Origin of the sequence: Thermosipho affectus, from assembly GCF_001990485.1 — a bacterium.
Classification (GTDB): Bacteria; Thermotogota; Thermotogae; order Thermotogales; family Fervidobacteriaceae; genus Thermosipho; species Thermosipho affectus.
Window position 1 is genome coordinate 167,085 of sequence record NZ_LBFC01000018.1, and the last position, 12,834, is coordinate 179,918.

The window sequence follows — 12,834 nt, forward strand, 5'->3', positions numbered from 1 at the left end:
CCCTCCTTTTCTAATTTAATTATATAGAAAAATATTAATTGGTAAAGGATTATTTTGGGTTATAATATGATAAAGAAGGAGGGGGTTATATGAGTTTATTTGATCTTGGTGATATTAAAACAGTTAAAATTTCACAACCGATATTTTTGAAAGGGAACAACGAAAAAGGTATTTTGTTAATACATGGATTTACAGGAAGCCCACATGATATGACGTATCTTGCAAAGAGTTTGAATGAGGAAGGTTATACTGTTATGGTACCACGTCTTCCTGGACATGGGACATCTTCTTTAGACTTTTTAGAAAGTAATTGGAGAGATTGGCTTAGAAGGTCTTTAGACAGTTACTTTGATTTAGCTGGTTTGTGTAAAGATGTGTATGTAGCAGGACTTTCCATGGGAGGAGTGTTAACTTTAGTTTTAGCAAGTATAGTTAATCCAAGAAAAGTTATTTCTATTGCAGGTGCTATTTTTACCACGGAAAAAAGAATAGCTTTAACACCTATAATTTCACTCTTTACAAAAAAAGTTAAGAAAGAAGGGTACGGTGAAAAGTATGATAACGAGGATTTGAAATATTTATCTAAGGAGTACTGGTCGTATAATTGGCCACTTCAAGCAAAACACTTGTATAAATTGATGAAAATAGCAAGGAAAAGATTGAAATTTATAAAATCGGATATACTTATACTGGCATCGGAAAAAGATAAAGTAGTACCTTTGAAGGCAGCTCATTATATCTACAAAAACGTTTCATCAGAACGGAGAAAATTAGAAGTATTTAAAGAATCAGGACATGTGATGACGAATGATATTGAAAAGGAAAAGGTTGCCGAAACGATAATAAACTGGTTAAAAGAGTAGTGTTACCACCATCTGTTTATACGTTTCTTTTCTATTTTTAATTTTTTTAGCATAAATGCACTTTCTATCTTTGCATTTTCGTATATTCTTTGAGTAGGTCTTCTTGCTATTATGTTGAGTACGTTAAACATAAATATAGTAGGTGAAACATATTTTCGTGTTCTTATAGTTGCAAATATAAATATAGCTATCATTCTTAGTATTCCTTCTATGACAAAGTATATCTGAATACCAAATATGTGATAATTATTTATGTAAAAATTGTATTGGTTAAATATTGATGCAAAGTATCCGCCAAGTATAGAACCAATAAGTCCACCAAGTCCCCCAAAAAAACCAAAAACGGCAAAATACATGGGGGACATTCTTTTTGCCGTTTCCATTGGCAAAATTAACAGTGATATATTTATAGCTGCCCATCCAACACCTGATATTATTGCATCAAGGGTCATTGCAAAAGGCCAATGTTGTTCGTTCATTAATATCCAGATAATAGGAGTAACAGAGACAAACGAAAGCCCTAAAATCATAACGGTTTTATTCCCGTATTTATCACTTATCTTTCCCCAAACAAAGTAAAAAATCATGGAAATTAGAGTCATTGCAATGGTTGCATAACTTATGTAAGTCATGGATATTTTTAGATTTTTTAGTTGGTGGTATGAGAAAAAGGGAGCGGTTAGTAAAAGGATAAAATTCCAGTACATGTTTGCAAAAGAAAGTTTCATAAAGTTTTTTTCTTTAAAAACTTCTTTTATTTCACTTAAAGTTCCCAAACTTTTTACAGGGGGGTCATCTACGGGAATTAAGGATAAAAGTGCAAGTAGATTTCCTATTAGAGTAATTAAAATAACGTATACAAAATTAAAAGGAGCAGATACGTTGTCTATTATGTATGAAAAAACGTAAAATATTATAAGTGTGGAAAAAGATATTAAAACACTTCTAATACCAAAATATTTTCCCCTTTTATTTGATGGGATTATATCTGAAACAAGCGAAGACCACGTGTTTCCCGCAAGGGATGTAAAAGCTTGAGAAATTGCAAAAATTGTTATTAATATTAAAGGGTATTTGTTATTTGTTAATACTGAAATTAGTACAACAATCCATAAAAATTTAAAGGAGTTGAAGACTGCAAGTAATTTTTTTCTGTATTTAAATTTTTCTATTATGTATGGCGTTACTATTTGTAGTAGTTGGAAGACCATGGGAAAAGCAGCTGTAATCCCAAGTAGAATTTCGTTAAATTTGAAATACAAAGCAAGTGCTGTAAATACAACACCTTGGGTAAGTAAAAAATAAAAGTTTGAAAATATACCTTCTAAAATTAAAAATTTTTCGTTTTTATTCAACCTTTTATAACCCCCAAAGGTACTAATTTGGCTACTTTTTTGGAAAGTCTTAATTTGTCCACTATTTCCACTACTTTATCTATATCTTTGTAAGCATTTGGTGCTTCTTCTATTATAGTTTTTTTGGATTTACTTTTTAATATTATACCCTTTCTTTCAAGATTTGAAAGTATATCGTTTAGTTTTAATTTTTTTAAGGCTTGCCTTCTGCCAAGAATTCTTCCTGCTCCATGTGCAGTAGAAGAAAATGCAAAGTTTTCGTTTGTTCCTACTAAGATATACGAGGAGGTTCCCATATCACCAGGGATTATAACTGGTTGACCTATGTCTTTGTATTTTTCAGGTAGTTCTTTTTGACCAGGGCCAAGAGCCCTAGTTGCTCCCTTTCTATGGACTATAACTTTTTGACCATCGTGAATTTCAACTTTTGCTATATTGTGTACTACATCATATACCAGATATAGTTTTGAAATATCAGAAAAAGCCTTTCGAACAAGATGTGTGATTATTTGTCTGTTTGAGAATGCAAAATTTGCGGCACAGTTCATTGCAGAATAATACTTTTGACCAATTTCACTTTTAAATTGAGCATAGACAAGTTGTTTATCTGGAAGATCGATATTTAAATTTCTCATTAGTTTAATGTAATCCGTTGCAACTTGATGACCAAATCCCCTACTTCCCGTATGGATCATTACAGTGATTTGTCCTTCAAAAAGTCCTAATACATTTGCTATTTTTTTATCGTATATTTCTTCTACTTTTTGAATTTCGATAAAATGATTTCCAGCGCCTAAAGTACCTAACTCTTCTTTGCCTCTTTTGTAGGCAGTGTCTGATACGTCTAACATATTTGCGGGTAATAATGTGCCGTTGTTTTCTATAAAATTTAAGTCTTCTTCATAACCAAAACCTAGTTCGATAACTGCTTTTGTGCCATTTTCTATTATTTTTTTAAAGAGTTTTTTTTCAAATTTTTTTGAAGTTGAACCAAGTCCTACGGGTACTAATTTGTATATCTTTTCTAAAACTTTTTGTATGTGTTTTGAAATTTCCTTGTATGTAACTTCACTTTTTAATAGTCTAACGCCACAATTTATATCAAACCCCACACCTCCTGGGCTTATAATTTCTGAAAATGCCGCAACACCACCAATTGGAAATCCATATCCCCAATGTATGTCGGGCATTGCATATGCAGCTTTCACTATACTTGGTAAAGATGCAACATTTTTGAGTTGTTCAATAGCTTCAGATATGTCATTTAAACTATCTGTAAGCACAAAGGCATCGACTTTCATCTTTCCGCTCTTTTTTATCCTATACATATTTATCACCCCAAAGTTTTATTACTTCTTTTTCCAAAAAAAATTCATTAATTTCGTTTGTAATGAATTCTTTTATTATCTTTGCCGGTCTGTTTGATAAGATTAAAATTCTATCTGAAAGTGAAATAGCCTCTTTTATGTCGTGGGTTACAAGTATAGTGGTTATCTTTCTATTTTTTATTTGTGCGTTAATATCATTTATTAACTTCCACTTTATATGTATATCAAGCGAAGAAAAAGGTTCATCCAAGAGTAGAATTTCTGGTTTTACAATTAGTGCGCGTGCAAGATTTATTCTTTGATTCATTCCACCACTTAACTTTGCCGGGTAGTAATCTTTGAATTGAAATAAATCAAGTGAAATTAGAACTTCCTTTATCTTTTGGTCATCTTTTCCCACAAATTTAAGATTTTCATATACCGTTTTCCAGGGAATTAACCTCGGTTCTTGAAATATGTATCCTACTTTTTTAAAGCTTTTTTTTACTTTTCCGCTGTATTTTTCAAGACCTGCTATAATCCTTAGTAGTGTGGTTTTACCACATCCCGAAGGACCTAAAAAGGTGATTTTTTCTCCTCTTTTAATTTTAAATTCGATGTTTTCTAAAACTTTTAGACTTCCAAAACTTTTATTTAGGTTTTCAATCTTTAATATCATATAATATCACCTTTTTAGTTAGGAATTTAATAGCTCTTTCGGTTGATATTCCAAGTATCACGGCTATTATAGTCAGAGCATAAACTTTTGGAATGTTTACATATTGTCTTGCCCATGATATTTGTACACCTATTCCTTCTTTTCCAGCAAGGTATTCTGAAACTATTATAACCTTCCATAAGTTACCAGAAACTACTTCAAGTGCGCTTAATAAGAATGGAATAACGGAGCCAAAGTATATATCTTTTATAATTTTTTTCTTTGAAACATTATATATTTGAGCCATTTCCAATAATTTTTTATCTGTGTTTCTCACACCGTGTGCAACTGAAAAAGTAACGTTAGGTATGAGGGATAACACGGTGATGATTATTGGTCCTGTAATACCAATTCCCCATATAAATATTACAAGCACTAACCAAGATATTATTGGTACAGATTGAGATATTGTAAATATAGGTCTTAGTAACTCAAAGCATTTTTCACATATCCCCATTACAAAACCGAATATAAAACCCAATAATAATGTAAAAAAAAGTGCAATAAATCCTTTTAATAGTGTAGAATATATGGAATTCCAAATGCTTTTAGAAAATATAAGTGTAATAAAAATCCTCCCTACTTCCAGTGGAGTAGGGAGTATTAAAGATGAGTTTATAACCAAGGCTAAAAAATACCAAATAATCAAGAACAAAACAAGTCCATATGCAAATTTCATTTTAGATAAAATCCTTCGTCTGGAATTTTCGGTATCCCCTCTTTATAAAGGTTATGCATCGTTTCGAGAAATTTTGAGACTTCATCTTTGCAATCAGACACGTATTTAAATTGTGTTCTTTCAAGTGATTTTTTGAGAATGGGTTTTGGAATTGGTAAATACTTGCTTGTAATTTCAAGACTTTCATCTACATGAGTATTTGCGTATGAAACACTTTCTTTGAATATTTTTTCCACTTCAAGTATGGTATTTTTGTACTTTGAAATATCACCTATTACGAAAAGTCCTGCAATTGGAATACCAAGTTTTGAATTCGATATTTTATTCCATTCTTCTTGAAAATCTAAAACAATCTTTCCTTTTGACAGACACATTGTGACAAAAGGTTCAGGAAGAGCAGCAAAGCTTATTTTTCCAGAGTTAAATAGTGCAACGATTTCTTGTGGTGGAGCATATGCAAATTTTACATCTTTGTCGGGAATAAGTCCTTCTTTTGTTAAGAGATACCTCAAAAGCACATCTACAGTTTGTCCTCTTCCGTGAGCAGAGTACACTGTTTTTCCTTTTAGAGATTTTAGACCTTTAAAATCTGTGTTTGATACAAGGTAAAATACCTTCCATTCGTGTACCCCAACTAGCTTTATGTCTATACCTTTGGTATAAAGGTTTGCCGCAGTGGTAATGGGTAATACGACAAATTTTGCGTACTTTGTGGCAACCTTTGCAATAACGTCATCTAGATTTTTCCAAAATTCAACCGTTAAGTCTACATTCCCAGTTACGTTTTTATTTAATATTGGTGCAACTGGAAATATAGTTGGACCAAACGGATTTAACAGTGTAAGTGGAAATTGGAGAACTGCAAGTAATAATAGAAAAACAATTAATTTTTTCATATTTATCACCTCCAATATAAATTATACCACAACAAAAAGGGACCTCCTACGAGGTCCCTCTCTGGAGCAGGCGGTGGGACTCGAACCCACACCCTCCTCCTTACCAAGGAGGCGCTCCACCTCTTGAAGCTACGCCTGCAACCAGGAATATTTTAACAAATTAGGTTTTAGTTGTCAATATTTTCGTCTTCATCAAGGATTTCAAAGTCTCCTAAATCTTCCCACATCTTTGCAACTTCGTTAAATTCGTTTTCATCTTCGATTGTATCAAGAAAAATATTTCCTTCTTCATCCGTAGATTTTTTGAATATGTATAGTTCTCCAAAATCTGTTATTTCTTCCCCTTCAACGAATATTTCTTCACATACCCAATATTGATTATTTTCCCTTTCAAGTTCTCCTAACAATACAAAGTTGTGTTCTTTTCCTTCTTCGTCAAATAACGTAAAAGCCTCGAGGTGTTCATGTTCATGTTCATGTTCATGTTCATGATTATGATCGTGCATAACTTTCAACTCTCCCTTTATAAGATTAACTAAGACAAGTATACCATATTTGCCATTTTTGTATAGTACTTAAATTCCAAAGCCAAAGTTTACACTTATTCCAAAAGATGCATCGTCAAATGGAGAAAAAGTGTGTGAAATGGATTTTACATTTATATTTGTGTAAAATACGCGTAGATCTGTTTTGAAACCAAAGTTGTGAACGAATAATCCGTTTGAATTTAAATAATCTAGAGAATAGTATGGTGTGAAAAATAGAAGATTTGTATATCCAAAAACTCCTATGTCCCAACTATCTTTTTTGCCTATTGTATATTTTCCTCTTGCACCTAATTTTAAGAAGAAAATAGAAGTTTTGTAATATGCGGTTATTTCAGGTGTTTTTGAAACTTCCATATAATCTTCTTGGAAATTTGTAAGTGTTGCATCAGGACCGCTTACATCTGCTGTAATGTCTGTTCCTTGCGCGCTATATGAAAAATCAAATCCCAAATCAAGTGTAGATTTGTACGTTGCAACAGATGGTTTAATTTGGATGTTGTTTATTGCAATTCCAAAACTATCTGTTGAAATTCCAAAAGAGAAAGCCATTCCAAGATTTTCTCCTTTTATTTCATAAGAATCGTTATCTAATGGGAAAGAAGAGTAAATATCTGCTTTTTCCGATAAATGTAGATTAGCCATTGCAGGTGATGCAGAAGAAGTATAGGTAAATTCCAAATATTGGTTTTCACCAGAGTATAAAATTGGCAGGAATACATAAGGGGCAATGAAAAATTTACCCAAATTTAATACAACACCTGCATCGAAAAATACATTTGCATCTATAAATTTTTCTGATATGTTATACTCAGTATCTATTGTAATTGGATCTATTAAAAAGTCCTTTATTTGATCTGATATTTTTAAATCAATATTTCCATTAAGATAAATATATGTACTTATTGCAAAATTCCCCAATTTTAAGGTTCCAAAACCAGAGGCATTCAATATCGTATTTAAAGATAATTTGTTTATGTTATTTAAATTAATCGTACCAGTTTCAAGGAAAACATTTAGATCCTCTGCAGAAAATATGTCCTGGTTTAAGAGAAAATTTCCTGAAAAATTAACGCCTAAGAGGAAAAATCCTTCATTTAATACTAACCCTTGGTTTGTGTAAAGTCCAAAGGGAGTTAATGGATTTGAAAATGAAATTAAACTTAATAAAAGTATAAATAAGACTATTTTCCTCATTATTATTCCCTCCCTTCAAAAGATACTTTAGTAGCAACAGTTAAATCAATGATTATATATGGGGATATATCGATAATTCCGTTTTTGTTTATTTGTATGTACTCATCTTTTGGAAGTAGTATGGAAATCGTAGATGGTTCCAGTAAATTAACGAAATCTTCGTGGGTAAAGGAGATAACAGGTGTACTTTCTCCTATTGTAATTTCTTTATTGAGTATTTTTAACTTTGCAGTCAATCCCGTTGTATTTTTCCATTGGTTAAATGTAAGTGTTGCTGTATCTAGAATATCAACTAAATCTCTAAGATCGGATATATCAAAATTTTCCTCTAATATTGGTGTGTCTACTAATGGAGTACCAGATAATGGTAAATTCATTATTGCATCAAATCCAAAAACGGAGTTTTGATTTAAAATACCGTTATCTGTAGTAAGCGATGCAGATATAGTAATTGGTGAAGCATTTTTGATTAAATTACTTAAAATAGGACCTATATCAACTCCTTCGCCAAGTTGCAATTTTACTAAATTTCCAGAGACTAGCAATGATACGGTAGCATCAATAGTTGTGTCAGTTGCTTTAAATTCAATGGGCATTGATATGTCTGATTCAAGGTTTTTAATAAGTTCTAATTCTTTATTTGTCGAGAAGTCTAAAAGAGTTGTTTTGGGAAGTACTTCTATTTCTTGATTTTTAATACTGAAATTATCCAGTTCAAATTTTGGTATACTTACGGAAATATCTATACCATAACTTTCATTTTTCTTTATGTTTGTGATTATGGGATTACCTGTTGCATCCACCGTTATAGAAATATTGTTAAGCGTTGAGAAATCAATTGTTTGGGTGGTATTGGAAATAGTTGTAGTACCGCTGTTTGAGATGTATATATCTTTATTTTCAAAGAAGTTAGATTGTATTTTTAGCATTAAGTCTGATACATTAGTTGCATTGTAATCAAATTGGATTAAAATCGTGGCATCAACGGTATTTAGATAATCTCTAAGCTGTTGTGGGATTTCATATGATATTTCTTTGTAAGCAGAAGTTAAAAGTGAATTTGAAATCTTTGCTTTTCTTATTTCAAAATCATCTGAGAGCGAAGTCTTAATGTTAATAACGTTGTTATCAACATTTCCTGAGATGTAATTTAAATTGAATGTTGCCGGCAAGCAAATATTTGAAAGGTCAATAGCAAGGGAATTATTAATACTTGTTATATTGTGGGTGCTAGTACCATCGGTTATCAAACCTGTTGCATCAACTGATGAAAGCCCCAAGAATTCTATATAAAGTGTTCCCGTGCCAATTTCACTTTCCAATATTTCGGATGGCAAGGAGATATATTGTTCAAGATTGACAGGGTAGTTGTATATACTATCTATTGCGATGTTTGGAATCACGTTGTAGCTAATAGGTTGTGTTAAGTCAATATCTACGTTATTTCCATATAGTGTAAGTGTTGCATCAATGTTTAATGGAGTTTTTGCATCAATTATTTTTGTGTTATCAAATGTGAGAGGATTTCCTTGAGCAACTATGGTGGAACCAGATTTTACTACTATTTCTTTGTCTATATTTAAGTTGGTTGCGTCAAATGAAAAAGATGTATCTAAAGTTCCAGAAAGTTTTAACATCCACGAATTTTGATCATCAATGATGATTGGAGAGAGACTTGGATTAATATTTACGTTTTCAATATTTAATCCAGTACCTTTGTTTATTTTTACTGATAATAGTTTAGTGTTAATATTTACATTTCCAGAATTTGTGCCTGTGTATGTTGCAACTAGTGTTATTTTATCTCCGTTTCTAACTGTTAGATTTGATATAATGTCGTTATTTGTGTACTTTGTGCCATTTATTATAATTTCCAATTCTACTTTTGACGGATCTACTTCAGATGATGTTTTATTAATAGAAAGGATACTTTCATATATGTTTATAGAGCTAAATTTATCCGTAGAAAAAGAAATTTCTACTGTGGCGTTTGGATAAGCAGGGTCCACGTAGATTGATGTAGAAAACAGAGTAATGTCCCCTATATTTATTGAAGTGAGATTAAAATTGTCTGAAGAATCTTGTATTGTGGGAAGTTGAATTTCTTGTTGAGTATTTAGTGCTGCTATATTATCTATGGAAAAGGAAAAGCTAAGAGAAGTTGCAACATCGGATAAAGATTTTGTTATATTTTGACTTATTTCATCAATCATCTTTCCGGGAGAAAATTCGATAGATGTTGCATAAGTGAGTGTTATTGGGTTTTCCTTTGATATATAAAATCCTGTTTCATTAAGCTTGTCAAGTAGTGGATCTATTAATTTTGGAATAGAGAAGTTCATTGTGGTTATTGGAAATTCCACATGTTTTGTTAATTTAATAGATAGGGTGTTTGGTAATTTTTTTGGAACTATTCCGCACGACCAAAAAACAAATAATAAGGCTATAATGGCTATAAAAATTATCTTTTTCATGTATTTCACCTCCAAAAGGTTAAGTTTCAAATTTGGGTTTTACAAATTCATCCCAGTAAGCAACTATGAATATCAAAAGTGGTACTGCAAAAAATGTGCCTACTAATCCAAATATCTGGTTTACTATTATTATTGATATGATCATAAGTACAGGGTTTAGGTTTAAATGCATTTTCATAACGTTTACAAATATTACGAATAATCCCAAGTGTATAGCGATAACGAAGATATTTACTATGATAAATCCTTTTAATCCTAATGTTAAAGAAAATAGAAAAACGGGAATGTATTCAAAGAAAACTCCAACGATGGGTATCAAATTTGTTATTCCCGCCCAAAAAGAGAGAATAACTGCAGTGTCTTTGAAATAAAAACTTGATAATAGATAAAAAGCAACTGCTGTAATAACTGCGTTTATTATTACAACATCCACAAAACTAGACAAAGCACTGTAGACTTTTTCAAAGAACTTTTCAATTTGTGGTCTTATTTTTTTGGGGAATAAATTTGGCAGTGATTTTTTTAGCCAAGAAGAATACAAAAGTGTGTAAATTGTTAAGAGAATAGAATAGAATATGGTTACAAAAAACGAAGGAGTTCCTTTTGCAATGTTGTCAAGCATATAATTTGTGAGATCGTTTAATTTAGGTTGTAACCACTTCATCAAATTATTTACACCAGATAGTAATTCTGGATTTTTTTCAAGATAAGTTTTCCATGACTGATTTTCAAAGACATAATTGATAGTTGAGACGAAACTTCCAAATTGTTCAGTGGCAGCTGGGATTATTAATATTATACCATAAATTATCAAAAAAAAGTAAATAACAAGTCCTACAATTATAGCGGATTTTGTTTTTAACTTTAAAATCTTCAATAATTTTGTTATTAAATTTACAATTAAAACGGAAATTAACGTGAAAACAAAAACATTTAAAACTGTGTTGAATATTATACATGTGATTAGAAAAAGTAGTGCATATGCACTTACATAAATTGCAGCTAAATTTCTTTTATCCTTCATATAGGATTGGCCTCCTTGATATATTTGGTTCAAAATAACGTCTAATTTCATCTAGTTTTCTTGTTTTTCCCATTACTACCATTAATTTTATTTTTGCTTTTTGACCTATTGGATGTTCACTCATTATCGCACCTTTTTTTCTAAGATCAGCACCTCCTCCGTGGTATGCGTATACTGGATATATTCTTCCTTTAAAACACCTAGAAGTAATAACCACTGGGATTCCTTCTTCTACAATATCCTCCACAACATTTGCAACAGAGGGGGGAACATTTCCCCTTCCAAAGCCTTCTAGTACTATTCCTTTGTACCCTATTTCCTTTGCGTATTTCAGTAATTTTCCATCATCTCCTGTAAATGTTTTTATTAATGCGACTCTTTCTTCTATTTTATCGACTAATATCTTTTCTCTTGTGAGTGATTTTCTGAAAAAAATAACATTATCTTCATCAACAATTCCAAGTGGACCATATCCAGGTGAATCAAAAGTTGCAACATTACTTGTATACGTTTTTGTTACTTCTCTTGCTGCGTGTATTTCATCGTTTAAACAAACCATTACGCCCATTTCAGATGCCTGTGGAGATAGAACAGTTAATACTGATGAATAGACATTTCTTGGTCCATCAGTGCCCAGTTCTCCTATGTTTCGCATAGCAGCTGTACAAACAACAGGTTTTTCACTTTTTAATGTAAGATCTAGTAAATATGAGGTTTCTTCTAGGGTGTCTGTGCCATGCGTTACAACTACACCAATAACGTTGTCATCTTTAAGTATTTCGTCTATTTTTTGTGATAAAGACCACATATCTGAGGGTTTCATATGAGGACTTGGAATATTTGAAAATTCTATTAAATCTATTTTTATTCCAACTTTTTTAAGTAATGGTATCTCACTTATTAATAAATTCCCCTTTTCGTATGGAATTACCCCTTGATCTCCTTTTACCATAGCAATAGTACCACCAGTGGTAATTATTACGATTCTTTTCATAGATAATACCTCCTTTTTACTCTATTTCCAATAATCATTCCAAAGATAAATCCCCCCGCATGTGCCCAATACGCTACTCCTGATCCAGTTATATTGGATATTGTTCCGTTTAGTATTTGTAATACGAACCATATGAAGAGGTATATTACAGCTGGAATTTCAACTAAAAATGGTATGAACCAGATAATTAATGTTACAATTCTTGAATACCAAAATTGTACAAAATAAGCCCCCATTACAGCAGAAATTGCACCAGAGGCACCTACTAATGGGTATGGTGAGAAAAAGTTAAACATCCAATGAAAGAACAAAGCAAAAAGACCACCAAATATGTAGAAAAAAAGAAAATTAAAATGTCCAATTTTATCTTCTACGTTATCACCAAAGATCCACAAAAACCACATATTCCCCAATATGTGAGACCAACCACCATGAATAAACATATGTGAAAGAAAGGGAACAAACGGATTGGAGTAAATAACAGGAAATATCTCTTTCCAAATCATGGAATATTTGTAATTGAACTTCCAGGTGTATCTGAGTGGAACTATACCGTAGTTGAAAAAAAATTCCTGGAGCTGAAAGTTATTTAGTGTTAATTCGTATATAAATATCAAAACGTTGATGAAAATAATGGAATAAGTTATTACTGGCTTTTTTTTACTTGGTATAGTATCGTAAAGTGGAAACATACTCTCCCTCCTTATGGAATGCCATTTAACCTTATGTATAGAAGTTGCCAAATTTTTGCAAGGATAAAACTACAAAAAAGAAAAACTAAA

12 protein-coding genes and 1 tRNA gene are annotated in these 12,834 nt (G+C 31.6%); 1 reads left to right on the top strand and 12 read right to left on the bottom strand.

Annotation, left to right across the window (positions count from 1 at the left end; all coding sequences use genetic code 11):
* The first annotated feature begins 89 nt into the window (after window positions 1–89).
* Window positions 90–863 (top strand): alpha/beta hydrolase, encoded by a 774-nt coding sequence (locus XJ44_RS05125; protein ID WP_077198293.1) that lies wholly within the window; start codon window positions 90–92, stop codon window positions 861–863.
* A gap of 2 nt (window positions 864–865) precedes the next feature.
* Here the strand turns inward: XJ44_RS05125 and XJ44_RS05130 are convergent, their stop codons facing one another.
* The 12 genes from XJ44_RS05130 to XJ44_RS05185 all read right to left on the bottom strand — a co-directional run bounded on the left by XJ44_RS05130 (window position 866) and on the right by XJ44_RS05185 (window position 12,744).
* Window positions 866–2,218 carry an MFS transporter gene (locus XJ44_RS05130; RefSeq protein WP_077198294.1) on the bottom strand — a complete coding sequence of 451 codons (1,353 nt, stop codon included), beginning with the start codon at window positions 2,216–2,218 and terminating at the stop codon, window positions 866–868.
* Entirely contained in the window at window positions 2,215–3,546 is a 1,332-nt protein-coding gene (locus tag XJ44_RS05135) for an RtcB family protein (RefSeq protein ID WP_077198295.1), read from the bottom strand. Before XJ44_RS05135 ends, XJ44_RS05130 begins: the two co-directional genes overlap by 4 nt.
* Entirely contained in the window at window positions 3,539–4,204 is a 666-nt protein-coding gene (locus XJ44_RS05140; protein WP_077198296.1) for an ABC transporter ATP-binding protein, read from the bottom strand. The genes XJ44_RS05135 and XJ44_RS05140 overlap by 8 nt, the downstream gene beginning before the upstream one ends.
* On the bottom strand, window positions 4,188–4,922 hold the full coding sequence (locus tag XJ44_RS05145) for an ABC transporter permease (RefSeq protein WP_075665939.1): 735 nt from the start codon (window positions 4,920–4,922) through the stop codon (window positions 4,188–4,190). The genes XJ44_RS05140 and XJ44_RS05145 overlap by 17 nt, the downstream gene beginning before the upstream one ends.
* Entirely contained in the window at window positions 4,919–5,818 is a 900-nt protein-coding gene (locus tag XJ44_RS05150; RefSeq protein WP_075665940.1) for an ABC transporter substrate-binding protein, read from the bottom strand. The genes XJ44_RS05145 and XJ44_RS05150 overlap by 4 nt, the downstream gene beginning before the upstream one ends.
* 62 nt (window positions 5,819–5,880) lie before the next feature.
* Window positions 5,881–5,957 (bottom strand) — tRNA-Thr (locus XJ44_RS05155).
* Between the two features lie 28 nt (window positions 5,958–5,985).
* Window positions 5,986–6,324, bottom strand: coding sequence for a DUF1292 domain-containing protein (locus XJ44_RS05160; protein ID WP_077198297.1), 339 nt, complete (start codon window positions 6,322–6,324; stop codon window positions 5,986–5,988).
* Window positions 6,325–6,393: 69 nt separating this feature from the next.
* Window positions 6,394–7,560, bottom strand: coding sequence for a hypothetical protein (locus tag XJ44_RS05165; protein ID WP_077198298.1), 1,167 nt, complete (start codon window positions 7,558–7,560; stop codon window positions 6,394–6,396).
* 2 nt (window positions 7,561–7,562) lie between these two features.
* Window positions 7,563–10,034: a hypothetical protein gene (locus tag XJ44_RS05170; protein ID WP_077198299.1), complete on the bottom strand. Its 2,472-nt coding sequence runs from the start codon at window positions 10,032–10,034 to the stop codon at window positions 7,563–7,565.
* Between the two features lie 19 nt (window positions 10,035–10,053).
* The gene (locus tag XJ44_RS05175) at window positions 10,054–11,058 is read right to left on the bottom strand and encodes an AI-2E family transporter (RefSeq protein WP_077198300.1); all 1,005 of its coding nucleotides are present in this window, start codon (window positions 11,056–11,058) and stop codon (window positions 10,054–10,056) included.
* The gene (locus XJ44_RS05180; protein WP_075665945.1) at window positions 11,048–12,052 is read right to left on the bottom strand and encodes an asparaginase; all 1,005 of its coding nucleotides are present in this window, start codon (window positions 12,050–12,052) and stop codon (window positions 11,048–11,050) included. The genes XJ44_RS05175 and XJ44_RS05180 overlap by 11 nt, the downstream gene beginning before the upstream one ends.
* Window positions 12,049–12,744, bottom strand: coding sequence for a rhomboid family intramembrane serine protease (locus tag XJ44_RS05185; RefSeq protein WP_077198301.1), 696 nt, complete (start codon window positions 12,742–12,744; stop codon window positions 12,049–12,051). Before XJ44_RS05185 ends, XJ44_RS05180 begins: the two co-directional genes overlap by 4 nt.
* Window positions 12,745–12,834: the final 90 nt, after the last annotated feature.